Origin of the sequence: Xenorhabdus poinarii G6, assembly GCF_000968175.1 — a bacterium.
In the GTDB taxonomy this organism is placed as follows: domain Bacteria; phylum Pseudomonadota; class Gammaproteobacteria; order Enterobacterales; family Enterobacteriaceae; genus Xenorhabdus; species Xenorhabdus poinarii.
In genome coordinates, this window is the sequence record NZ_FO704551.1 from 1,231,624 (window position 1) to 1,256,555 (window position 24,932).

23 protein-coding genes and 1 pseudogene are annotated in these 24,932 nt (G+C 44.9%); 17 read left to right on the plus strand and 7 right to left on the minus strand.

Features of this window, described 5'->3' with window-relative positions; all coding sequences use genetic code 11:
• Window positions 1-117: 117 nt before the first annotated feature.
• The 4 genes from pgaD to pgaA are packed head-to-tail and all read right to left on the minus strand — an operon-like array spanning window position 118 to window position 6,459.
• Window positions 118-537: a poly-beta-1,6-N-acetyl-D-glucosamine biosynthesis protein PgaD gene (pgaD, locus tag XPG1_RS05630; protein ID WP_045958204.1), complete on the minus strand. Its 420-nt coding sequence runs from the start codon at window positions 535-537 to the stop codon at window positions 118-120.
• A complete protein-coding gene (gene pgaC / locus XPG1_RS05635) occupies window positions 534-1,865 on the minus strand; it encodes a poly-beta-1,6-N-acetyl-D-glucosamine synthase (protein WP_045958205.1) in 1,332 nt (443 codons plus the stop codon). Before pgaC ends, pgaD begins: the two co-directional genes overlap by 4 nt.
• Window positions 1,858-3,909: a poly-beta-1,6-N-acetyl-D-glucosamine N-deacetylase PgaB gene (pgaB, locus tag XPG1_RS05640; protein ID WP_045958206.1), complete on the minus strand. Its 2,052-nt coding sequence runs from the start codon at window positions 3,907-3,909 to the stop codon at window positions 1,858-1,860. The genes pgaC and pgaB overlap by 8 nt, the downstream gene beginning before the upstream one ends.
• 9 nt (window positions 3,910-3,918) lie before the next feature.
• The gene (gene pgaA / locus XPG1_RS05645; protein WP_071825326.1) at window positions 3,919-6,459 is read right to left on the minus strand and encodes a poly-beta-1,6 N-acetyl-D-glucosamine export porin PgaA; all 2,541 of its coding nucleotides are present in this window, start codon (window positions 6,457-6,459) and stop codon (window positions 3,919-3,921) included.
• Window positions 6,460-7,338: 879 nt separating this feature from the next.
• Between pgaA and XPG1_RS05650 the strand changes: the two genes are divergently transcribed.
• The 8 genes from XPG1_RS05650 (at window position 7,339) to XPG1_RS05685 (ending at window position 15,685) form a co-directional block, all read left to right on the plus strand.
• Window positions 7,339-8,361, plus strand: coding sequence for a hypothetical protein (locus XPG1_RS05650; protein ID WP_157879449.1), 1,023 nt, complete (start codon window positions 7,339-7,341; stop codon window positions 8,359-8,361).
• Between the two features lie 111 nt (window positions 8,362-8,472).
• Window positions 8,473-8,946, plus strand: coding sequence for a hypothetical protein (locus XPG1_RS05655; protein WP_157879450.1), 474 nt, complete (start codon window positions 8,473-8,475; stop codon window positions 8,944-8,946).
• A gap of 287 nt (window positions 8,947-9,233) precedes the next feature.
• The gene (gene menD, locus XPG1_RS05660) at window positions 9,234-10,907 is read left to right on the plus strand and encodes a 2-succinyl-5-enolpyruvyl-6-hydroxy-3-cyclohexene-1-carboxylic-acid synthase (protein ID WP_045958209.1); all 1,674 of its coding nucleotides are present in this window, start codon (window positions 9,234-9,236) and stop codon (window positions 10,905-10,907) included.
• Between the two features lie 11 nt (window positions 10,908-10,918).
• On the plus strand, window positions 10,919-11,719 hold the full coding sequence (menH, locus tag XPG1_RS05665) for a 2-succinyl-6-hydroxy-2,4-cyclohexadiene-1-carboxylate synthase (RefSeq protein WP_052708340.1): 801 nt from the start codon (window positions 10,919-10,921) through the stop codon (window positions 11,717-11,719).
• 12 nt (window positions 11,720-11,731) lie between these two features.
• Window positions 11,732-12,589, plus strand: coding sequence for a 1,4-dihydroxy-2-naphthoyl-CoA synthase (gene menB / locus XPG1_RS05670; RefSeq protein ID WP_045958211.1), 858 nt, complete (start codon window positions 11,732-11,734; stop codon window positions 12,587-12,589).
• Window positions 12,589-13,581 (plus strand): o-succinylbenzoate synthase, encoded by a 993-nt coding sequence (menC, locus tag XPG1_RS05675; protein ID WP_045958212.1) that lies wholly within the window; start codon window positions 12,589-12,591, stop codon window positions 13,579-13,581. The genes menB and menC overlap by 1 nt, the downstream gene beginning before the upstream one ends.
• A complete protein-coding gene (gene menE, locus XPG1_RS05680) occupies window positions 13,572-15,002 on the plus strand; it encodes an o-succinylbenzoate--CoA ligase (protein WP_045958213.1) in 1,431 nt (476 codons plus the stop codon). The genes menC and menE overlap by 10 nt, the downstream gene beginning before the upstream one ends.
• A gap of 140 nt (window positions 15,003-15,142) precedes the next feature.
• Window positions 15,143-15,685: a YfaZ family outer membrane protein gene (locus tag XPG1_RS05685; protein ID WP_045958214.1), complete on the plus strand. Its 543-nt coding sequence runs from the start codon at window positions 15,143-15,145 to the stop codon at window positions 15,683-15,685.
• A 76-nt stretch (window positions 15,686-15,761) separates the two neighbouring features.
• Here the strand turns inward: XPG1_RS05685 and tyrP are convergent, their stop codons facing one another.
• Window positions 15,762-16,910: a tyrosine transporter TyrP gene (gene tyrP / locus XPG1_RS05690; protein ID WP_436286828.1), complete on the minus strand. Its 1,149-nt coding sequence runs from the start codon at window positions 16,908-16,910 to the stop codon at window positions 15,762-15,764.
• Between the two features lie 264 nt (window positions 16,911-17,174).
• On the opposite strand from tyrP, the gene XPG1_RS05695 reads away from it, so the two are divergent.
• Complete coding sequence (locus tag XPG1_RS05695; RefSeq protein WP_045960503.1) at window positions 17,175-18,362, plus strand: Bcr/CflA family efflux MFS transporter; 1,188 nt, start codon at window positions 17,175-17,177, stop codon at window positions 18,360-18,362.
• Window positions 18,363-18,489: 127 nt separating this feature from the next.
• Here the strand turns inward: XPG1_RS05695 and XPG1_RS05700 are convergent, their stop codons facing one another.
• The gene (locus tag XPG1_RS05700; protein ID WP_045958216.1) at window positions 18,490-19,095 is read right to left on the minus strand and encodes a pentapeptide repeat-containing protein; all 606 of its coding nucleotides are present in this window, start codon (window positions 19,093-19,095) and stop codon (window positions 18,490-18,492) included.
• 133 nt (window positions 19,096-19,228) lie between these two features.
• Here XPG1_RS05700 and XPG1_RS05705 point away from each other — a divergent pair, with 133 nt between their 5' ends.
• The 8 genes and pseudogenes from XPG1_RS05705 to XPG1_RS17440 all read left to right on the plus strand — a co-directional run bounded on the left by XPG1_RS05705 (window position 19,229) and on the right by XPG1_RS17440 (window position 23,696).
• Window positions 19,229-19,423: a HigA family addiction module antitoxin gene (locus tag XPG1_RS05705; protein WP_231853056.1), complete on the plus strand. Its 195-nt coding sequence runs from the start codon at window positions 19,229-19,231 to the stop codon at window positions 19,421-19,423.
• Between the two features lie 35 nt (window positions 19,424-19,458).
• Window positions 19,459-20,004, plus strand: a pseudogene (locus tag XPG1_RS05710) (DUF1367 family protein); the annotation flags it as partial.
• Window positions 20,005-20,020: 16 nt separating this feature from the next.
• Window positions 20,021-20,248 carry a hypothetical protein gene (locus tag XPG1_RS05715; protein WP_045958218.1) on the plus strand — a complete coding sequence of 76 codons (228 nt, stop codon included), beginning with the start codon at window positions 20,021-20,023 and terminating at the stop codon, window positions 20,246-20,248.
• A gap of 34 nt (window positions 20,249-20,282) precedes the next feature.
• Window positions 20,283-20,843 carry a DUF1133 family protein gene (locus tag XPG1_RS05720; RefSeq protein WP_045958219.1) on the plus strand — a complete coding sequence of 187 codons (561 nt, stop codon included), beginning with the start codon at window positions 20,283-20,285 and terminating at the stop codon, window positions 20,841-20,843.
• 204 nt (window positions 20,844-21,047) lie between these two features.
• Window positions 21,048-21,248, plus strand: a complete 201-nt coding sequence (locus tag XPG1_RS05725) for a hypothetical protein (RefSeq protein ID WP_045958220.1) — start codon at window positions 21,048-21,050, stop codon at window positions 21,246-21,248.
• Window positions 21,249-21,357: 109 nt separating this feature from the next.
• On the plus strand, window positions 21,358-22,416 hold the full coding sequence (locus XPG1_RS05730; RefSeq protein ID WP_045958221.1) for a DNA-methyltransferase: 1,059 nt from the start codon (window positions 21,358-21,360) through the stop codon (window positions 22,414-22,416).
• A gap of 135 nt (window positions 22,417-22,551) precedes the next feature.
• Entirely contained in the window at window positions 22,552-23,307 is a 756-nt protein-coding gene (locus tag XPG1_RS17000; RefSeq protein ID WP_052708259.1) for a Thoeris anti-defense Tad2 family protein, read from the plus strand.
• 254 nt (window positions 23,308-23,561) lie between these two features.
• Window positions 23,562-23,696 (plus strand): phage holin family protein, encoded by a 135-nt coding sequence (locus XPG1_RS17440; RefSeq protein WP_084717348.1) that lies wholly within the window; start codon window positions 23,562-23,564, stop codon window positions 23,694-23,696.
• Here the strand turns inward: XPG1_RS17440 and XPG1_RS18685 are convergent.
• On the minus strand, window positions 23,683-24,522 hold the full coding sequence (locus tag XPG1_RS18685) for an IS630 family transposase (protein ID WP_071825328.1): 840 nt from the start codon (window positions 24,520-24,522) through the stop codon (window positions 23,683-23,685). The two genes, XPG1_RS17440 and XPG1_RS18685, sit on opposite strands and share 14 nt — an antisense overlap.
• Window positions 24,523-24,932: the final 410 nt, after the last annotated feature.

Genomic DNA, 24,932 nt, shown 5'->3' on the forward strand with positions numbered 1-24,932 from the left:
TGATCTCTTTCTTGCCGTTGCTTGGTATTTTAAAATTTATAGGGAAAATAATAACGTCAAGGTTATAAAATTATTTACTAACAAAATGTGATAGTTTCAATTTAAATAAGCCACTTGTTATATTGAGGTATTTTCATTGATACCGATTATATGCCCATGATTATCATAAGTGATACTGGAAACCTTACTTTGTCTTAAGGTTTCCAATAATGCTTGTTCCAAAATAAAACTCTGCGCTATTTCAGCGTGAGTTAAGGCTGGCCGGTGACGACGACGTTCGATGCTAAATCGGTGTTGATTATATTTCGCCCAGCCAATAAGCAAAAGGGCATTAAATATCGCGATGGCAATATACAGGGCAATGGCATTCAGTTCTGAATTCAATGGGAAAGTCGATAATCTGGTATCATGATGTGAAAAAATCCATAATCCCAGCGTAAATAAATAGATAAAGCCGAGCCACGCCAATATTGTTAGCAAGCTATCAATCAAGCGCGGGATTCGCCTTTGTTCAGTCAAAATTAGGGGTTCTTTCATGATTCAATTCTCTCTATTCCTCTATCAGGACTTTCCCAGCGAGCACGTTTTTTCCGTACTCTGAGCATGACTTTGGGAAAAGATATCAGGGTGGTAAATAGGCTTAGCATCCAATAGACCATCGGATACCAAATGATCCAAAAAAGCGATGAAGCGATATGTTTTTCATAGCGTCGTTCAATAATCAGGCTGACAGTAAACTGGATCAGGCAGGTTACAGCCAGCACCAATCCCGTATAGCCGGGGGGAAATAGGGTATAGACACGAATATTTTCCGGTAATGTGATAAACATGCCGAGGAAAAATAACAGCGTGGAAAGCGCAAAAGTAAATGACCAAATAACCGAACAACAAAATTCAGCAAACAGTATCCACATGCGGCGATATTGCCACGACCATAACTTCCGTAGGTTTTTCAGGAACACTTCGGCACCACCTTGTGCCCAGCGTAACCGTTGCTTCCATAATCCCCTCAGCGTTTCAGGCATCAGGATCCAACAGAGGGCTCGGGGTTCGAAAAAGATAGACCAATGGCGTAACTGGAGTTTCCAGCTCACATCGATATCTTCGGTGATCATGTCATTACTCCAATACCCTACATCGGCAAGCGCCTTGCGGTTAAAGGCGGCAACCACACCGGAGACGGTAAACACCTGACCGTAAACCCGCTGAGTGCGTTTGATCAGACCAATAATGGAAGAGAACTCACCGACTTGAACACGCCCAACCAAAGTCGATCGCGTGCGAACGCGAGGATTACCTGTCACCGCACCAACGCGGGGATGATCAATCATGGGTTTGACCAGCCAAACCGCAGCATCAGGATCCAATAGGGCATCGCCGTCAATGCAGACCAAATAATCGCTTTTAGCGGCGGCGGCACCCGCTTGCAGCGCGGTGGCTTTTCCCTGATTCTGCTTTAAATGTATGACCCGTAACGCCGGATGGTGTTTTGCCATCGCATTGAGTTCATCTGCGGTACTGTCGGTTGAACCATCATTGATGGCGATGACTTCGATGTTGGAATAGCGCTGATTCAATGCGGCTAACAGGGTTTCGCGGACATTCGGCCCTTCGTTATAGCAAGGGATTAAAATTGAAATCAGCGGTTCACCCTCAAGCTGAGGGGCGGTTTTATCAGTAACTTTCCAGTGCCTTTCCCGATACAACCAGAAATAAATGCCGCCTGAGATCCAGATAGCTGACATAAACAATGGCCAGAAAAAGACAAAGTTCAGCATAACTTCACCGGTAAAGGTGACGGCGATACCAAGAGGAATGCTCAATACCAGGCAGAGCACCATAAACGCAAGAATACGATCAATCATTAAGTGGATACCATTCAGGCGAAAGAACAGGGCGCACCTCGTTCATTTCGGGTTGATTATTGAGAAAGTCATCAGGGTAATATCCGAAACTCTGTGCACCATTGCGCTGTAATTGACGCATCCATTCGGCTAACTGACTGCCGGGTATGGCCCTTTTATCCACCGGCTTGCGCCAATCTATCGATTGGAGTTCAAAAATCGTTTTATCCAGTGCCTGTGGTCGCTGTGCGACGGTCTTGACCAGACGGGATAACCACTGATTGCTTTTTGCCAGAGGCACATTTTCCATCAATGGCATAGCCATCGGAGCAACCCAATCATAGTGAGTAAGGAAATCATCCAGATTTTGGGCAAACCACGCTTCGCTGTCTGGTTCCAGAATGGGCAGAGCAAAAATATTACGTGCCGTTTTTATCTGGTAACCGCGTATTGACTTCACTTCCTGAGTTAATTCATTCGTGAAATTAGTCAGATACTGGCTTTTGAAACGTGTCCAGCGGGCGAATTGTTGCGGATCTTGTCGAATTTCTGCAATTGAGGCCGGCAATCCTGCCGCCTGATACGCTTTGATAGCCTCTGCGCCGGCGTCTTCAAAATCAGACATCACGGCATCATCGTGATACAAAATGCCTCGAAAAATGGCATGGGCTGCTAAGTCTTGATAAATCTCTTTGATTCTTTGCCGATTTTCCGCGTGATAGGGTGATAAGCGACGATATTGAGTCGGGTTGATAAACAGCCTGTGATGACTTTCGTCGTAGCTCATCACCCGTGGCAGTGAGGGATCCAGCTCAAATGCCAGAACGGGCATCCAGGCATAAACATCAATGTTTAGGCGGCTTTGCAGTTGCCAGGCAACACGGTTAAACAGATCGGCACGCATCGGCAGCCAGCGATTCGGAAAGTAGAGTTCTCGTATGTTGCCGTCACCTTTGGGATCAGAAAATGCTTGCAGGAAAACCGTATTAACACGGAGATCGGCAATGCGTTGTACCAGTTGGTCAAGGTTGCTGGCCTGTTGAGCCGGATCACGATCATATACATAATCCAGGTCAATATGGGCAATCCGTAAAATCGGTTTATTCTGCACCTGAATGACGAGTTCGGCGAACGATTCTAGCGAAGGGTTATGGGTAAGCAATATGCGGGGCACATTATCAAGATTGTTGACGTTCGCCAGCCCATTATCCAACGTTAATGCCATCTTGTAGCCGTAACGTTTGGCTATTTCCAGGGTAATACCGTTATCCATACCATAAGGCCACACCCAAACCTGAGGTTGCTTGCCGGTCGCCGCAATAATTTTTTGGGTGATAGTGGCAATATCTTTTTCCATCCGTTGGCGAAAGGCTTGCTCACTCTCATATTGGCCGGTGTTGGGATCGTAAATGCGAACGGCGGCGGCGGGTTCGGTATTGCCTTGTGGGTTAGCGATGGCGCCGTAATGATGTTGATAAGTATGCGAGCCAATTTCCACTAAACCGGATCGGGACATTTCGGCGATCTGTTCCCAGGTGGTGAAACGCTCCCGCGGGACTGGCAACCCCCCGAAATCAACGGGTTTTCCGGCGGGTGCATCAACCCAGAAACCAACGGGAGCCAGAATGGCAGGCCAGTTATAGGCTTTAAGCAATGGATATACGCGATGGTAAAAACTACTATAGCCGTCATCGAATGTCAGTAATACCGCTTTGGGTGGTAATGGTGTACCGCCCTGCCTGGCCGTGAGGATTTGATCGGCGGTAATCGGCTGATAACCATTCTCCCGCAACCAGGCAAATTGATCGTTCAGTGCACTGGTACGAACCGACATAAAACGTTGATCGGCACCCTCATCTTCAACATCATGATAAGCCAGCACGACAAAACCATTTTTAGGCCACGGTTGTTCGTTCATAGAAAGAGGACGTTGTGCGGGGGGAACGAACTCTGGTTTTTCGGCGTATGCCATCCTGTTGAGTTGCGGAATAAAGAGAAGGAAAGTACACAGACAGATCAGTACTGCCGATATGATCAATCGATGGCGAAATACATTGTGTGTCATAAAAAACCTTTAGAAGCGATAAATTAAATCAAAAGTAGCTTGCAGATTACTTTCCCGTTTACCGTCGTAAGGACGTTTATCCAGTGTAAGCCTGACACCGGCATCAATGACGTCATTCCATGTAATCCGCTGACCATAGCCCGCCATCGTGATCAGGCCACTGCCGTACCCTTGCTGCCAATATTGTCCAAGACCGGCGACGACCTGCTGACGCCAGACGGTTTGATAATGCCGATACATGATGTGGTCTGTTTCCAGTTCGGGCAGGAAGGTAAAGTCGCTTTTGGGATTGAAATAAGGCGTATTTTGCTGAGTGTTGTGAGATGCACTCAGTGTCAGTTTTGCATCAAGTTTGAGATACGCAGTGGCGTATAGACGTTGAAGACCGTCAAGACCATACTCAAAGCGATGATTACCCTCCGAGAAGAACAAGGGGGCAAAATTGGCAGTCCATTCACGGCTTTCGCTGTGTCGCCAGCGAGCATACATTTGTCCACCATTCGCGTGGATATTATTGCGCAAGGCGCGCAGAGGCGTTTTGCGTGCCAGGCGTTCAGCTGAGCCACCCAGACGCCATTGATCATTGAGATCATGCCATCCTTCAAGCCGCAGTCCCATTCTGCGGCCATAATGATGTGCAGAAATTTCCCCTTCCAGCCAAAAATCCCGCGATCGCCATTCCACACCGCCGCGCAAATGACGATCTATTCCCCGGCCTTCTGGAAACTGGCCGCGATGGTAACTTCCGCCAGCAAATAAACGCCAATTGGCGTTAAGCGGGGGGCTATAAAGTACTGACTCAATATCTGAACTACGTTCACCGCTTTTGGGATTGTCTGAATTAATGCCTTGATTGACGCTCATTCGCCACTCTGACATATGATGCACCTTGCGCAGCCGGTCAAAACGCTGAGCAAGCGTATCTTCTGGTACACGGGTAATCACATCATCGGCCAGCAAATCCATCTGCTGCCACTCTTGCAGATCACGGGCGGTATAACCTTGTTGAATTTCCAACATCAAATTACGGTGATCTAATCCTTCAATTTGTTTCAATTCATTTTCAGCCCGACGTGGCCAGCCGCGATCCAGCCAGATAGACGCCAAATCAATGCGTAATTTTTGATTGCCCGGCGCTGTGCGGGCTAAATGAGTAAAGCGTTTTTCTGCTTCGGCCAGATCTTCACGTAATCGTGCCGATTCAGCTAAAAGCTGTTGCCCCTGTAGCCAATCATTATTCGGAATCGGAATAGGGGAGCCGAAGACACTGAGCATATAAGGGCTGCGTTGCTCAATATTAGTAGCCAGCTGTTGCGCTTCAGTTTGATGCTCACTTTCTACATCTGCATAAAAAAGAATCACATTATCCCCGGGGGCAATATCGGGTTGTGATATTTTTTCGGCTGACAAGGTTTGTTGATTGGGATCGTTTACCAGGGGAAGGTGTGTGGATGCCTTGTTCAGCGCCTGCAGAATACTCCGCGCGTTCTCTGGCTGGCGCAGATTCAGATAAGCGGCTGCAACCCATTTTTGGGCATACGCAGGAACCGGCAGCCCCTTTTTTTGCTCGGCCTGCTGTTGTAAGAGACGATATTCAGTGATGACGTCCGGCATTCGATGACGGGCAAGAAGGGCACCAAGCCGATCAATACGTGCTCTTTGATAATCGTGTTGGGCAGCGGCGAGATTATGCCATTGACTGAGCATACGCTCGTAGCGTGCCAATGCTCTATCTGCAATGTCAAAGCGCTCTTTTTCGCTACGGCTAGAAACCATTGACAAACGGACTAACTCCGCAGTGGCATCCGTTTCCAGCTTGCGCAACTGTTCGTCGGTTAATTGTGTGGCGAGTTGTTGCCCTAAATGCCATGCCGCGCCACTGGCTCGATTGTTTTTCAGGCTAACCAGATAATCTTGCGTGACGTCTTTATTATCGGGAAACCGTTCATGTGCGATAGACAGCATTTGCAGGGCATCCCAGTGACGCGCCGCTGCCTGATCAACATAAGCCATCAGACGGTAATGGGTGGCGTTTGGCTGATAAGCCAGTAAATCTTTTGCTAAACGGCGAGCTTCCTTGTCTTGTTTGGCATCGGCGAGTGTCATGATAAGGCCGGCCTGAATATCATGTGATTGCTGATCCACGGTATTTTTTTTATCCAGCGCCAGCGCGGTACGCCACACCTGTATTGCTTGTGGCCATTGACGTTGATTACGATAGGCGCGCGCGACGGCCGAAATGCCCCTGGGGGGAAGATCCCTTGAACGATAGCGTTGCCAGAGAGAAATGACTTCATCATCATAGCCAGCCCAACTAGCAACTTGTAACCAATCAGCAATTTGTGAAGAAGAAAGACGATGTTGTTTTTCTTCCTGACGAATATATTCGAGCATGGGATGCGTATTGCCCTGTCTGGCCTGGTGAATTAACGCATCGTAATTTGCTTGCGTGGATTCTGTTGTCATTAAACAGCTTAGCGATATGAATAACGATAACAGCTTATATCGATATCGATGAGAGCTTACCGGACGGAAATAAAGATATGACACACTATCCCCTTTTTATACTGCTTATCGGTTTTACAAATAGTATAACCAGACGGATTTTGACTTAATTTAGATTAAGGTGATTTTTTTCGTTATACATTTTTGAAGCGGCAAGATAATACGTATTGTGTGAATTTATATCAATGAGAAAATATCTGAAAATAACCAAGGCTACGTTGTTCTTTTTTGTGACTATCATTTTTATCAATAATAAAACCAATGATTTTATTGTGTTGTGATGAATTTAGTTGTTTTAAATCAGGTGATTATATTGATTTTTGCTGGTTATTAAACCGGTTTGAAAAATTAACGATAGGATTATCAGAATGATCAATAAAAAATATTTTTTCTGAGTGTGAATGTTTTTCATCACTCTTTATTTCATGAAAATAATTATTTTCATATTAATAATATTTAAAAATAGATAGTATTTATAAATAATAGCATTTAAAAGTAATAGTGTTTTAAAGTAATGATATCGGAATATCGTGATGGAACGAGTTATAAATACGGATTTGTTTGTGCTGTTTGCAGCCAACCGCGGCTGTTGCCGGTTAAGATCCAGTACAGGAATGGCCGAAAATAGAAAATAAGGCAGCAGAGTTGCGTACCTTATTAAAGGATAAGGTGTTATGTGTCACTCATATCTAATGACTGGAGTAATGGCTAAAAATAATATAAAAAATAAAATAAATAATAAATAATAAATAACCTATAAGCAGCGAGTGCATATACCATAATAAGGGTATTTTGACATATGATTGTATTTTTAATGTTCGTATTGTCTTTATGATTGCAATCTAAGATACTGTCAAATAAATAGACGGATCGCATTTTACATTAAATTGTATACAGTTTGTTGTTGATAGTGGCATTTAAAAAATGTCAGCCTACCTTATATCAATAAAAAGGAAAAATTTAAAAATGGTATCTCTACCTCAAAAAATCACAGTCACAACAGATAATGGAACGGACTTATCTAATAATGTAACATTAATTGCTGATCAATATTTAAAATTATTAATTAATTTATCAGGAGGAACAAAAGATTTTACCAATACGGATACGATCACGCTGACACCAGACAGTGATTGGATGACCGTGGTTAAAGAAAATAAAGTCACAATTATGCCTCAACATGCTGTTGCTGAGTTTTTGGTTAAAGTGAATAGTGATAAACAGTTTTTCAATAAGTTACAATCTTTTACTGTCAGTACATCAAATGCCGGTTATTATTCCCGGCGTTTCAGTTTTAATCTCTCAGATATTATGCTGGATACGTTATCCCTAACAGCAGATAAGTTTCATATCGACGCGCCTGCTGGTGAAAATAATCCAGACCTGGAAAATACTCATCGAGTAACAATATCAACCACGGTAAAAAATAGCGCCGGTGTAGCAATCCAAAACCTAAGGGTGAATATATCAGCAAATAGCGTAGACAGTTTATCAAAAATTGGTTTAATGGATGCTGAAGGTATCCCATTACAACTTAATACCCGTGATCCATCATTGTATCAACAATTTACCTTGATCACAGATGCTGATGGAAATTTGAAATTTTATGTATTTCCTCAAAAAAACACGGATATTGTATTATCTTTTTATAGTTCAATAGAAGGTTTACCTATTGAGAAAAAATCTGAAAAAGCTTTATTTGTTTTAAATTCAGTAATTGCTGAATTTGAAGAGCATCTGATTGCTCCTGATATAGTAGAAATACAGGGTGATATTTTGAAACAACCAGAGGATCAAAAATATTTTAATGTAAAAATCCCCCCTTATAACGATGCAAAAGTTACTGATTATATCATATATATTATCAATGATAATATTTTAGAAGAATATTTTGTTGTTGAAGATTTGTCAAAATTAGATGACTATTCTTATCCGTTGCCATACTAAATATTTTCTACATCAAAGGAAAATGAATTTAGTTATATTATTGGAAGGGAAAATGCAAGTATTAAATATTCTGATGTTATTATTTTTAATTACCATGCTGCTAAAAATAATGTGCCAGACATTAATGAGGATAGGGTTTTTGATTTGCCTAAAGTGTATTCGAGTTATGGGATCGATCCAAGTAATATTGTAAATCCAAAAGATACAATTAATTACAATTTAATTAGCCAACATAAGTTTAATGGCGGCAGTACTCTTTTTGTGGAAGTTGAAGCCGATTCAGCAGATAATCAGAAAGTAAATCCTGGAGATACGGTTGGGATTAAGTTATTTATTCAATCCACTAATAGAGGTGACGTATCTTATACAGGTACAATTCAATTACCTAAGGCGACTACGGGGACAACATCAAAAGGACATCTCTCAATCCCGATTAATATAACCGGTGATATTGATTCAGGTGCCTCAGGGAGAGCGGCAGTGATTTATATTGAATATTATAAAGTGGGTGGTGATGATGATCAGTACAGTCAATATTGGCAAGGATATATTGACACGACGCTGCCTGGAGGGGGCGTTGAATAGTTAACTACAAAATCTTATTCATTTTTAATGCTACACCAAGCCCTTATTTACCTCCGCGAAACGAGGGTGAGTAAGGGGTTGAAGTACGATAAGTAGACATAATAAACCTGCATGTTGTTCTTACTGAGCCTTATCTTTCTCGTTTGGCGCGAAAATAGTGTCATTTAAAGGGCAATTCCTTGAACTAAGATAAGGAAATTGTTTTTACAGCCATTAAGATCAAGAACACCTTATATAATATCCCTTACTCTCTGGCTCTATTTTTAAAAGAAATTTTTGAACATTGTATGTCAAACTGCGCACTTAACCGCCGTTGGGCGGAACTTTTATTAGAAGCATTGACCCGCTACGGATTGCGTCATGTCTGTATTGCCCCTGGCTCCCGTTCGACCCCATTGACATTGGCAGCCGCAGAAAACCAGACGTTGATCTGTCATACCCATTTTGATGAGCGTGGCTTGGGGCACTTGGCTTTGGGGCTGGCAAAAGCGAGCCAGGAGCTGGTCGCGGTTATTGTGACATCTGGAACGGCGGTCGCCAATCTGTATCCCGCCCTGATTGAATCGGGATTGACGGGAGAACGATTGGTGTTTCTCACGGCTGACAGACCCCCTGAATTAATTGATTGTGGCGCGAATCAGGCAATCCGTCAGGTCGGTATTTTCGCTTCTCATCCCACGCAGGTTTTAGCCTTGCCGCCGCCCACGACCGATATTCCTGCCAGTTGGTTGGTGTCTTCCATCGATAATGCCATGGCAAACCTGCAACACGGTACTCTGCATATCAACTGCCCGTTTGCAGAACCTTTGTACGGTGATGAGATGGCGGCACATCAGGATTGGTTGCAAACGTTGGGAGAGTGGTGGCAGAGCGATGAACCGTGGTTGGTTCAGCCGGCAATGCATACGGTGGTTAAGGCCGTCGATTGGGATATCTGGCAGAAAAAACAGGGCATTGTGCTGGCAGGCAGAATGAGTCCTGAAGAGGGTAAATATGTTGCGCAATGGGCAAAAAGCATGGGCTGGCCGCTGATTGGTGATGTATTGTCTCAAACAGGGCAACCGTTACCACATGCCGAATTATGGTTGAATCATCCCCGCACTCAAGCGATTTTGGCGCAGGGGCAATTGGTGATCCAATTTGGTGCCAGTCTGACAGGAAAACAGGTATTGCAATGGCAGGCCAACTGTCAGCCTGAGCAGTATTGGATCGTGGCTCCTCTGTCCGGCAGGCTTGATCCTGCCAACCATCGAGGGCGCAAATTCACCTGTCGTGTGGCTGATTGGTTACAGGTTCATCCTGCCTGCCCGCAAGCACCTTGGGCTGATGAGTTAAATACGTGGTCAAGCCGCGTGTTTAACTGCGTCGAAGCAAAGCTGGCGGGGGAATTCAGTGAGGCTGCTGTTGCACATCAATTGCCTCAATTGTTACCTGAAGAAGGGCAGTTGTTTATCGGTAATAGTTTGATTGTGCGTCTGATTGATGCGCTGGGACAGTTACCTGCGGGTTATCCGGTTTACAGTAACCGGGGTGCCAGTGGTATTGATGGCTTGATCTCTACCGCGGCGGGTGTACAACGGGCAACCAATAAACCGACCCTGACAATTATCGGCGATATTTCCGCACTCTATGATCTGAATAGCTTAACGTTATTACGTTATCTCTCCAGTCCCATGTTATTGATTATCGTTAATAATAATGGCGGGCAAATTTTCTCTCTGTTGCCGACACCACAAGAAGAACGCCAACGTTTTTATTGTATGCCGCAAAATGTCAATTTTAAGCATGCCGCGGCGATGTTTGGTTTGCATTATGCCGCGCCACAAAATTGGTCGGAATTAAAACAGTGCGCTCAACATGTATGGCAGCATAAAGAAACCACTTTGCTTGAATTAAATGTTGCGGGCAGTGAAGGCGTGAAGTGTCTGCAAGCACTGATGAAACAGGTTGCTGCTCTGTGAAACGCAATTTTATGACCTCAGGTTCAGTCAACCTCAGTACGGTACCCTTAATGTGCCAGACGTTTCATCCCCATCAGCAAGGGATGTGGTTAGTTTGGTTACATGGATTATTGGGAAAAGGAGATGACTGGCTTCCGGTGGTGGAGGCTTGCAATCAATATCCGTCATTGGTGATTGATTTACCGGGGCACGGCCGTTCTGCGGATGTTGCGTTAACGAGAGGGTTTGCTGAGATAAGCCACTTGCTGAGTGCAACTTTATCTCAATATCACATTCATGATTATTGTTTGGTCGGCTACTCGCTGGGAGGACGAATTGCCATGTACCATGCAATTTATGGCCAATCGGAGGGGTTGCGTGGATTGCTGGTGGAGGGCGGAAACCCCGGTTTGTTTTCCCGGCAGGAGCGTGAGGCGAGATTGCAACATGATCAGTGTTGGGCGCAGCGTTTTCGTCAAGAACCGCTAGCGTCAGTTCTGGCTGATTGGTATCAACAGCCCGTGTTTGCCGATTTAACAGTAGCACAGCGTCAGCAATTGATTCAGCTGCGCAGCCAAAACAGCGGCGATCGCCTGGCTAATGTGCTGGAAAATGTTTCATTAGGCAGACAGCCCTGGTTGATCCCCGACTTGCAGCAAATTACCTTCCCTTTCTCCTACCTGTGTGGGGAACATGATCTTAAATTCCAGCGAATTGCGCAGCAATATCAGCTGCCATTAACGACCATCCCTCAGGCTGGACATAATGCTCACGATGGCAATCCTGCGGCTTTTTCCAGCGCAGTGAACCATTTTTTATCACTTTTTGGTTAAGGAAAGACAGTCATGCGCTACCCAAACGAAGAAAAATTGTATGCCCCGATCGAATGGCAAGATTGTTCGCAAGGATTTGAAGATATTCTCTACCATAAATCTCCCGATGGTATTGCCAAAATAACGATTAATCGTCCACAGGTACGTAATGCGTTTCGCCCTTTGACGGTTAAAGAGATGATTCAGGCGCTGGCTGATGCCCGTTACGACGAGACTATCGGGACGATTATTCTGACGGGAATGGGCGAAAAAGCCTTCTGTGCTGGTGGTGATCAAAAAATCCGTGGCGATTACGGTGGGTATAAAGATGACGGCGGGGTACATCATCTCAATGTATTGGATTTTCAGCGTCAGATCCGTACTTGTCCAAAACCGGTGGTTGCTATGGTGGCAGGCTATGCCATTGGCGGCGGGCATGTGTTGCATTTGATGTGTGATTTAACTATCGCAGCGGATAACGCGATTTTCGGCCAGACAGGTCCGAAAGTGGGATCTTTTGATGGTGGCTGGGGCGCTTCATATATGGCGCGGATTGTTGGTCAGAAAAAAGCGCGGGAAATTTGGTTTCTGTGCCGCCAATACCATGCTGAAGAGGCATTAAATATGGGGCTGGTGAATACGGTCGTTCCCTATGCCGAACTGGAAAAAGAAACGGTGCGCTGGTGTCGTGAAATGCTGGAAAACAGCCCGATGGCGTTGCGTTGTCTGAAAGCTGCATTAAACGCAGATTGTGATGGGCAGGCGGGTTTACAGGAGTTGGCGGGGAATGCCACCATGTTGTTCTACATGACCGAAGAAGGGCAGGAAGGACGCAATGCGTTCAATGAAAAGCGCCACCCTGATTTCCGTCAATTTAAGCGTAATCCGTAATGCGTAAAGCAACTTTATATTCATTCAGCCTGCCAATGGAAGCGGGTGTTATTTTGCGTTATCAGCGTCTGAAAACCCGTGATGGTTTTCTGGTTCATCTGCAAGAGGATGGCCAGAATGGTTGGGGGGAAATTTCCCCATTACCGGAATTCAGCCATGAAACGCTTGAGCAGGCTAAGGCATCGGCTGTGGAATGGCTACAATTATGGCGACAAGCGCGATGTTCACTCACTCAGCCAGAAGACAGTGCCTTGCCCTCTGTGGCGTTTGGGATCAGTTGTGCTCTGGCTGAATTGCAGGGAAAACTGCCGGAAACCGCCCATTATCGCAAAGCCTGCCTGTGCTCGGGCGATCCTGATGATGTCATCCTTCGTTTGGGAAGAATGGCGGGAAAGAAGATCGCAAAAGTGAAAGTCGGGCTGTATGAGGCGGTACGAGACGGCATGGTGGTTAATACCCTGCTTGAAGCTGTGCCTGATCTTCAACTGCGATTAGATGCCAATCGCAGTTGGACACCGACAAAAGCGGAGGGATTCGCCAAATACGTCAATCCGGCTTATCGGCAGAGAATTGCTTTCATCGAAGAACCCTGTAAAACACGGGCAGGATCTCTGGCATTTGCTCGTGAAACGGGGATTGCCATTGCATGGGATGAAAGTGTTCGTGACGCTGATTTTACGCTGGAAGCACAAGACGGTGTCGCTGCGATCATCATTAAGCCGACTTTGGTCGGGAGTATTGATCGTTGTCGTCAGCTCATTACCCGGGCGCATCAATTAGGGCTGGAGGCGGTGATAAGTTCCAGTATTGAAAGTAGCTTTGGTTTGACCCAATTGGCTCGTCTGGCGCAATGGCTCACACCTGACACGCTCCCGGGTCTGGATACGCTGGATCTGATACAATCACAGCTCATTCGTTGTTGGCCCGGAAGTGATATCCCCTGTGTCACGCTTGATAGCCTGCCGGTGGTATGGAGTGATGCATGTCCGTAACCGAGTGGGGTGATGATGAATGGCGCGCAGCAGAATGGACGCAGTGGCCGTGGCAGCATTGGGCCGCCGTCTCGCCTAAAAAAACGGCGCTTCAATTAGCGGATGAACCGTTAAATTGGCATCAACTTACACAAAGAATCAATACCATTGCTGACCATTTCTACCAACAGGGAGTCATGGAAAGTGATGGTGTGATCCTCAGAGGTAAAAATAGCGCCGAATTTCTGCTGTGTTACCTGGCTGTCTTACGTTGTGGTGCAAGGGCGTTACCGCTTAATCCTCAATTACCTGACCGACTACTGGCTGATCTATTACCTCATCTCAATATGGATTATGGGGTGGATTTTACGGACACCCCTTCGTCTGTTATGCCGGTTAAATCACTTGACCGGAAACCAACGCTTCCGGCAACACCGGCACACCACGTCGCGTGGAAGAATCGGCGCCCCGCCAGTCTGATCCTGACGTCTGGTTCTTCTGGCTTGCCGAAGGTGGTGGTACATTCCATTGGCGCCCATCTTGCCAGTGCTCAAGGCATTCTTTCCTGTATGGATTATCAGCCAGAGGATAGTTGGTTGCTTTCGTTACCGCTATTTCACGTTTCAGGTCAGGGTATCCTTTGGCGCTGGTTGCAAACAGGCGCGACATTGGTCGTGCGGCATTTACATCCACTGAATCTTGCACTGTCTGGCTGTACCCATGCGTCACTTGTGCCGACTCAACTGTGGCGTTTATTAGAACAAGCACATGAATATCCATTGACGTTAAAAGAAGTGCTGTTGGGAGGGGCGATGATACCAACGGCACTGACCCAACGGGCTGAAGCATTGGGTATCCGTTGTTGGTGTGGTTATGGGCTGACAGAAATGGCATCAACTGTGTGTGTAAAACGGGCTGACAACCTGCCGGGTGTAGGCACGCCGCTTCCCGGAAAACGCATTCGTTTAGTGGATGAAGAGATCCAGATACGTGCTGACAGTATGGCGAGTGGTTATTGGTTTGACGGAAAACTGAAGCCATTAACCGATCACGAAGGCTGGTTTTCGACGAAAGATCGCGGCGTATTTGAACAAGGCGAATTGCGGATCTTAGGGCGTCTCGACAACCAATTTTTTAGTGGGGGAGAAGGCATCCAGCCAGAAGATATTGAGCGAATGATTAACCAGCATCCTCAAGTTGAACAGAGTTTTGTCGTACCTGTTCCCGATGTTGAATTTGGCCATCGACCCGTTGCTGTGATTGAAACGCAATATCCTGAACTAGCCACCACTATGCTGGATTGGATTGCAGATAAAATCGCTACTTTCCAGCGGCCAATTGCCTGTTATTTATTACCTGACCTATTGAAAAAGGAGGGCATAAAGGTTTCTCGTCAGCGAGTTAAGCAGTGGGTAAGCGAAATCGCGCATCCGGGTAAATAGTCAATTGAATGAAAAATAATGCGATTTACTTATATTGATAAATCTAGACGTTTTATTGCTTTCATTGTCTATTTCACCCTCTTAATTCAAGTACAATGGCTGATTATGTCTCGGTATTGGTTAAATCAAAGGATAAGAGGATGAAAAGTTTTATTGCTATCAGTGTCGCTAGCTTGTTCTTCATAACGGGTTCTGCAAATGCGCTTTCCATCGATGGACAATGGGGAAAACATCATACCAGTACCTCTGTGGGCATCGGCGATAAATATCAGGGATTGTCTCTAACGGGCAACTGGACCCGGAGTGATCACAATGGCCAGGTCAGCAGTTTGGGTTTAGGCTTTGGTCTGCCAGTGTGGAAATTAGCGGCCACTGTAGGAGCAAAAGGGCTGTATTTGTCTCCTAAAGATGGGCGCGACGGAGCAGCATTGGCTGTCGGGGGCGGTCTAAGTTGGGCGGTGATACCGTCCTTGTCAGTGTACGGCGAAGTTTACGGTTCACCATCCGGTCTGACGTCTGGCATGGATTCTTATGCGGAGGCGACTGGGGGATTACGGTATAACCTGCTTGGGCCAGTCCACATAGATGGGGGTTATCGTGTTATTGATATCAAAGGAAGCAAAGGTTATCGGAGCCATAAAGTTTCCGATGGTTTTTATGCGGGGATTGGTGTGAGTTTCTAACGGCCGGGATACGATTATCCCCAAATCCGCGCCGAAACTGATGCGGATTTGGGGTGAAATAGTTCAAACAGAAACCTTATCCCACTTGTGGCAATATTCCTGTGACGATACCTATTTGGATGGCGATCACGGTAAGCCCGCACAGAAAAACAAAGACTAATGCGGGTTTACCCCCTTTGACTCGATATCCACCTGCCTTGTTTTCTTCACGACTACGCCAAACCAACAGGCAAGGCAGCAATAACGCGAGAATGGACAGGGCAACGGCGGCGAATGTCAGAGCCATAACAAAATTGGGGTAATACAGCGCACAAAGCAGGGGGGGCACAAACGTGATTAACCCTGTTTGTAAACGCCCTTTGGCATGGTTGCGGCGTTTAAGGAGATCAGCCAGATAATCAAATAGCCCTAAAGCAACACCGAGGAATGACGTCGCCAGAGCAAGATCGGCAAACAGATGAACAGCAAATGCGACCCTGGGAGAGGTAACAACTTCCTTGACTGCCAGCAATAACCCATTCAGTCCCGATTGTTGCGCAAGAATGCCAACAAATGTATTTGAAGAAATGGCGCCAAGCGTGACCAATTGCCACAGTATGTAAGCGAACAGAGGGATCGCACTACCGATGACGAAGATCTTTCTGAGTTTATGGGTATCGCCTCCCATATAGGCAACGATGCTTGGCACACTACCGTGAAATCCAAATGAAGTAAAAATCACCGGGATGGCAGAGAGTACTAACCCTTGTTCAATCGGCATGGAAATCAAGTTGATCTGATCAACATGAGGCATCATGACGCCGAGGACAATCACCAGAAAAATGATTTTGGCGGTAAACAACAGGCGATTAATGAAATCAACCGATTGGGTGCCTATGCAAACCACCCCACCCCCAATAACGGTAAAAAGACTGATCCCCACCGAGACAGAGATGGGTTTATTTAACCAGGAAGAGAGGGTCGTCGCCAGTAATTCTCCAGCACCACTAATATAAGCTGTTGTCAGGGCGTACATCAGGAACAGCATACTGAATCCAGTTAATAGTTGCCCACTAAACCCAAGGTAGCGTTTCGCAATGGAGCCTAATCCGGTATTAAACTTATTATGCTGATAAACTTCGACTAGCAGGAGGGCCGTATAACTCATCAATGCCCACAGGGCAACTAACATCGCCAATGTAGTTCCAAACCCCACACCGGCGGTTGCCAGTGGCATTGCCAGCATCCCTGCGCCAATCGTCGTTCCAGCGACGATAAAAATACTGCCAATAGTGCGATTTTTCACGCGATCCTCGTCTCTGAATGGGTTAAAAAAATTGTTATAAGATTGGCAGGTTAAAGGATCGATTTATCTCTGTCAAATCCATGTTACATGTGGTGTAAATTAATCATTACACATTTGCGAATGACGACAAAAAATAAAAATGTTCTCATCTTGTTGTGCGACGTCAATAGCATGTGTCTCCGCTATGAAAAAGAGCATCAAAACATGAAATCACCATTAATCATCATTAATTCATGCGTTATTCTGGTATTGGGATTGTTTTCCATTGATCTCTATAATCCGGCGTTACCTGCAATAAAATCCACACTTGCAATCACGGATCATCAAGCACAAAGTCTTGTCGTTTATTATCTGTTGGGTTTTGCTGGGTCTCAGCTATTTTATGGTCCACTTTCCGATAAGCATGGGCGTGTACCTGTCGTTTTGTTTTCCTTATTCTTCGCCGCGGTTGGTAATTATTTGACCTCTATGGCCGAGTCATTCCACACTCTGTCGTTATTCCGGCTTTTGACGGGTATTGGTGCTGGTGGATGTCCGGTGATTAGCAGAGCGATTCTCAGTGATACTTTCCATGATAAGGCGGAGTTATCTAAATCATTGGCTGTTTTTTCGATGGCATCACAAGTTTCACCGGCTTTTGCCCCTGTTATCGGTGGATATATTACACAGTATTTACCCTGGAAATTTAATTTTATCGCGCTCGCCATCCTGATGCTGATAGGCATATTTTTTGTGAAGATGACGTTGCCGGAAACATCGCCGATGCAATCCATCGGGCGTGGCAGAATAACCGGTTTTCGAATTCTGTTATCGGACATTAATTTTGTTATATACAGCGTTATCTCTGCCGTTTTGTTTGCCATAACTATTGGATATTTTACGGCGAGTCCTTTCGTATTTCAGACGCAATTTGATTTATCCGCATCACAGAATGGATATTTGTTTATGGTGTATTCTGCCGGCATTGTCATCGGATCATTGATAACCCGAAAATGGTTGTCACACGCTGCTCCCGAGAAAATACTTAGCGTCTCGCTTCCGTTATTACTGTTCTTTACCGTCGTTGCGCTTATGTCAATCTATGTTACACCGATATTATCAATTGCATTTATCGTTATATATGGTTTTACAGTGGGAGTGGGATGTGGGCTTTCTTCTCCGTTATTACTTGGGATCAGTTTATATGGGCATCCTGAACTATCTGGAACAGGTAGTGCTTTACAAGGCGCGTTAAAAATGACCGGGGCAGCTATCGTATTAGTGTTTTTCACTAGCGGGCATACAACAACGGCGGCAGGTTTAATGTGGGGACTTTTCATCCTGGCTCTGATTTGTTTTATTTTAATCACTTTTACTCAATATTGGTCATACAAAACGAATGGTGCTGAATGAGTTTGGTCACCTTTTGAGAGTTGATGTTTCGCTTCTTCAGACAACGCATTAGCCCCTTATTGCCTGATACGTTCTGCGAAACATCCAAAAGCGTTGCGGTCAATAGCCTCAATTTGATTTTTTTCTATTAATCAACCAGGTTGATATCCAAACAGTCTAATAGCCCTAAAGCGTCAAAACGTGTAAATGTGGCACCTGTAATATTGTTTTTATAGATGTCTATAAAATAATTTTGAGCTTCACTGAAATTAGTTTCTGACAAATTTGTGTTATTAAATAAACTCCTGGAAAAATCACTATAAGTGAAGTTTGACGAACTAAAGTCGCCCTCCCTAAAATCGACGCCTTGAACATGACATTCTATCAAGTCTAAATTTTTTAACATTAAACCGTAAAAAGAAGAATCATTCATTTTACACTTTTCAAATTTCAATTGAGATTCAAATGTAAATCTTGGAAAGCTTGCCGTTGTCCAATTTATTCCAATCATTTTACATTCATAGAATTCAACGCCATTAAATCTGGATTTGTCAATATCGATTAAGCTGAGGTTACAGTTTTCAAATTTACAATCTATCACTTTGCACTCTTTAAACACAGCGCTGCTAAAATTACAATTTTGAAATTCACAATTATAAAATGATATTTTTTCAAATTTCTTTTCAGGTTGTATTAAGTTGTTAAATATTTCCACGTGAATTTCTTCTTTCATAGCTAATTCTTTTTTTGTCATAGATTATTCCGATCATACCATTTTTAAAATGGACTTCCTTCTATTTTTCCTGCTTGGCTCAATGTTGCTGTGATGAATATCACTATCTCATAATGCTGATCCGCAACCCCCCAAAGGCATAAAGAAAATCAGTGTGCGTTTAAGTGTTCTCGAGATACAGCGGCTGATTGCCTGCCAGTCCCATGTTTCCCCTGAAATGGCGGTTCGTCTTTCGGTGGTTATTGGCCGTGCGCCACATGTGTGGCTGGGTATGCAGAATGCTTATGATATCTGGCATATTAAGCAGAATCTGGATACCTCCCGCTTACAGAAATTGTCTGTAGTATAACGGATTGTCACCCGCGATAATCATTCCATCGGTCTGCTACTCTAGCGACCAGAGAATACCTGCATTCGAAAATCAAATGTGGTGATGTGCTGCAAGCTGATTTTAAGAAAGTCCGTAATCCTCGTTTCCACCGCAAATACTTTGCCCTGCTGAATCTCGGTTTTGAATACTGGGAACCGGTTGGTGGCACGATTTCCCCGGAAGAAAAAGCGATTGTGCGCGGTTACGTACAATTTCTGGCTCACTTTGCTGGTAGCGAAGATGCCTTACAATCCGCTGCTGATGAATACCTTGCGGGCTTATCCAAAAACCGTGCCCATAACATTACGGCTACTAAATCCTTTGATGCCTTTAGACGTTGGATAACAGTCGAGTCCGGTCACTATGACACCTACGAAATGCCGGATGGCAGCCTGTACCGCGAACCCCGTTCAGTCAGCTTCGCCAAAATGGATGAACTGGAATTTCAGTCCCTCTATCAATCCACACTGAATGTGCTGTGGAATTTCATCTTATACCGCAACTTCCCGACCAAAGACGCAGCTGAAAATGCCGCTGCTCAGTTGTTTGATTTTGCGTGAATAAGAGGCAAGACCAATGACCAAAAATGAAAAACAGTGGCTGTCAGATGTGGCTTCGCAGGGCTGTATTGCCTGCCGGAATCTGGGGTTGGGGGCATCGCTGGCGGAAATTCATCATCGTGCGTGTTACCCGACAGACTTTCATGCCGCACCGAAAACATGGCAGGTAATCCACGGGACAGAAATTGAATTATTAGTACAGGTTAAAAGGGAAGTCGAAGAGGTACGGTTATGTCGAGTGTAAGTGTATCAAGCAATATGAAGTTAAGGGGAGCAAAATGATTTATCCGGTAACATGCGGAAAAGGTGAAGAGCATCTGAGATTGCGTACCCTTGAGAGCGTCTGGATACGGGGTCAGTTAAGTGTATGGGGAAATTGGTCTGCCATTCGTAAAGTACCACAGGCAGCAGGTATTTTTTCCTGCTTATTGGCAGATCCGGTGATAAGCAAAAAATCCTTACATATGGCGATGAAAAGAATGAAACAGGCGGGTTTGACAAAAGACGAACTTTTGCAGATTTTCGGCCGAATGAAAGACAAAAAATCAGTCAGCAGTTTATGGTTCTGCACAGACGCGGAAGGGCTGAAAATGGATGCAGTGATCGCTCGAGTAATGGAAAGTGATCCCGGATTACTGAATATCCTGAAAGAACATTATGTGTATAAAAAATCCTATTATTGTATTGCGCTTGAAATGCAAGAATGTCATCCAGATATTTCTCTATCAACCTGTCGACGTCGGGTTGAAAATTGGTTAAGAGTGGCCGAATTTATGCTATATCGCCCGATGTGTGATGAATTAGAAAGACACGATATGATGTTGATTAAAAAAGTTTGACTTTTTGAGTAATCGAGTTAACATTTTCGTATATGCTTCTTGATGCTATATCCGCAAGAAGCGAAAGACCGAAATTCAATAAGAACCTGCACTGCCTAGTGCGGGTTTTTTTATGCCTAAAATAAACATAAGACTTGCTGTTGTGATTGGTCAGAGTTACATGTGTGTTCACGCCGACTAACTGACCAAAAGGTTAGAATTATCATGCTAAAACATGAAGATATGACAACATCAGCCTCCTGTGTTCTGGAAATTGTACCTTTGTATGATTGGGCCTCTGTTTCCGATATATCTACCCTGACGGGGCTATCCGCGCCACGTTGCCAATTACTGTTAACTCAATTTTGTCTGGCTGGTCTGATGGAAAGCCGGGACAATGAGACGTTTTTCAAGCGTTGCCCTTGATGGGGCAATGCCTTAAGCGATGAGATACATAGCTGGTGTTATTGATCCACTAGCTTTTCACTCCGAGGTTTTCCAGGAGGCTAGTCAGCGTCGATGTATGGAATAATTTGTGAATTTAAGCCGTGCCACATTAATTAACGACGACTCTCTGAAATTTATCAAAACCCTGCCGGATAACTGTATAGACCTCATCGTCACTGACCCCTCGTATTTTCGCGTGAAAGATTGTAGCTGGGATAACCAGTGGGCAGATGTCACGGCGTACCTTGCGTGGCTGGATGAGCTGATGGCTGAGTTTTGGCGGGTACTGAAACCTAACGGCAGCCTGTATATGTTTTGTGGTTCGCGTTTGGCCTCTGATACCGAACTTCTGGTACGTGCACGGTTTAACGTATTGAAGCATATTATCTGGGCGAAACCCTCTGGCCCGTGGCGCAGGCAGAACAAAGAAAGCCTGAGAATGTATTTTCCGGCTACTGAACGAATTATTTTCGCAGAACATTATCAAGGGCCTTATCACCCGAAAGACGATGGTTATTTCAAACAATGTCAGAACTTAAAACAGTCGGTATTTAAACCGCTGATTGATTATTTTCGTGATGCGCGAAAAGCGTTAGGCGTCATGGCGAAAGATATTCACGCGGCAACCGGTAAGCAGATGGCCAGTCATTGGTTTAGCGACAGCCAATGGCAGTTACCCAATGAAGTGGATTATAAAAAGTTGCAGGCATTATTTGACCGTGTAGCGAAAGAAAAGCACCAGCGTGGGGAACTGAACAAGCCACATCATGAGCTGGTAGCATCACACCTGACCTTGTCACGGCAGTATGAGGAATTGCGGCAGGAATACGGCTTATTGCGCCGCCCGTTCTCAGTCACGGCAGCGGTGCCTTATACCGATGTCTGGCATTTTTCACCTGTTCAATATTATCCGGGCAAGCACCCCTGTGAAAAGCCCGCTGATCTGATGACGCATATTATCCAGTCCAGCAGCCGGGAGGGGGATGTAGTGGCGGATTTCTTTATGGGTTCAGGTGCGACATTGAAAGCGGCCTTGAAACTCAGTCGCCGTGTTCTGGGCGTTGAGCTGGAGGAAGAACGGTTTCAACAGACAGAGCAAGAGATTAATGATCAGTTGTCAACTCAGGGTTTACAACTCAAAAAATAATCAATGTCTTTCAAATTATATAACTCTCAATGGGTAAGATTTCATTGAGATAAAAATATGGCTTAAATAAAATTTATGGTTATTTAGCAGCGGAATGAGATTGCGTTTATTAATTCATCATTAAATGAGGTGTTTATGTCTGAAGTTAATAATCCAGAAAAGCAATGCCAAATTATTCCCTCACAATACAAGATTGATGCGATAACTGCGCCTGTCGGCACTTGTCCGTGGGCAATCGTTCAGGTGTATCTGGGAAATAAATTGCACCGCAGTGATTGGGATGCACCGGGTGAGCATATGCGCCTGACATCTCATGATCCAGTTTATATCGAAAAGAGCAATAAGCACGGTGAATGGTTTCCGTGGCAGCCCACACCCGATGACCTGATGGCATGTGACTGGCATTTGCTGAAATCTAGTTCAAAGCCACAGCCCACAGATTGTATGGTGAACTTTAATCTCGTAGTCGGTACGGGATCTTTTTCTAACCAAGATCAGATGTGGGGATATCTGGCTGATGCGGAATTTGAACCTGCTGGTGAGCATCTTGGCCCATTCGGTACGTTGACTAGTTTCCAGAATAAAACCGCTATCACAAAATTTGCATTGCTCGTCTGGGATGGGTTAAACCAGAAAATCTTTATCCGGGTCTCTTCGGATAATAATCAAGCTGGTTATCAGAAGCTGGTGGATTTATTTAAGCAGAATCTCACGATAACGGTGGATGGTACTCCTTATCAATTGGGTAGCAGTATCGACAGCCATTTATTTGGCAAGCACGATTACGAATTTATTGGCGAGTACGGTAACAACGATGCCAAAAAATTGGGTAGTCTGTTGCAACAACAAAATGCAGGAGATTCACTACCTTATTGTTTCAACTGGAAATAGCTCCCCCAGATCTACATTAGGCTGCTCTTCATTCGGTGTGGCCTTTTTTATCACCGCTTTCCGTTTTTCCTCCCTCATTTGAGGGAGGAAAATAAGAAGTGGCCATCAATTCACTCACTGAATTTGCCACCGCAATCACTCTAATCACATCCGTATCCACGCATTGCGGCTGGCACCCTATTAACTCAATTCACAGGGGCTGACATCACTCACTCCAAGGACACCCATTGTTCTGATGGGGTGGAAATATGAAGATGAAAGACAACCCTGACTTATGGCCCGACTTGATCGACGGGCTAAAGAACTCATGGCCGCAGATATCCGGCTCTATTTTGGCAATCCTGATTTGTTACGGCCGCCTGATTTATAGCAGAATCAACATAACCTGACATATTTAATATGCTCCGTAAACAACTCATCAACTGAACCTCTTTTTTGCCTCCTTATCGCTTTTGCTCCGCCCCATTTGTGTTCTATAGGGTTTAAATCCGGACTATAAGCGGGAAGCCATTCCAGTTGACATCTGCTGTCTGCTATCGCTTGTGTCGTGTCATTCCGTTTATGGAAAGGCGCATTATCCATCACTATCACTGCTCCGTGTGGAAGCGTTGGCAGCAAATCTTGCGTCATCCACGCATAAAAAACATCGGCATTAATATTCTCGGTAAATAAGCTTAAGGTGACGAAAGTATTTTCGAGAATGGCGCCAATGACGTTGATACGACCTTTTGCCTGCCAGTCATGCGTACCAAAACAGCGTAACCCTTTTTCCGAATATCCATGTTTACGTGGCATCGATTGAGCAAAACCACTTTCATCCAAATAAACAAGGGGTCTGCCAGTCTGTTCATAATCGCTGATGCGCTCGATAAATGCCTGACGAGCTTGAGGATCAGCGCGAGGGTGTTGGCGCGTTTTTTTCTGGGTGATCCGCAGCCGTTTCAAAGCGTAATGAATAGCCGATTGTGAGACACCTAAACGTTTTGCTCTTTCCCATTGATAGTCATCAGGAAAATTTTGGACATCCGCAATAAGTCCCTCATCAGGGATTTTCGTGGCGGGTTTATCGCGGGTCATGCAAGGTTCTATTTTATTACACCACCGGAACAAGGTACGCATGGAGATTTCAAAATGGGCACTCGTTTGTTCGAAAGTCAACGAATGCTTGTCTTTGTATGCCAGTACTCGCTTTCGAAAATCTAAGCTGTAGCTCATCTCATTTTATGCTTTGTCATCTTAGCTTTAGATATTATGTCATATTAATATGATTTAGCTATAACTACGCTGTTCGTGGGGAATGTTATACGAGAGGGGAGTCAGACGGGCGATATCAGTCACGTGGGAATTACCAGCCAGCGGGGAATTATGCGGTCAGGGGGGAATGTTATACAAAGGGGGAGAGTGATGGGCGGTATTTACAGCGTGATGCAGGTACTCGACGAACCCAAGAACAAGTAGTTTGGACGGGACGAGTTCAAGATAGAGGAACGATGAATTGTACTGAAAATATATCTGGCTGTTTAGTTTATGTTAGAACCACAAATGGACAGTATTTACCTCTTGAAGTCCCTGTAGCCAGACGAGTATTTTCGACCCAGTGGCCGGGAGGTTGGTGGGGAAGAATT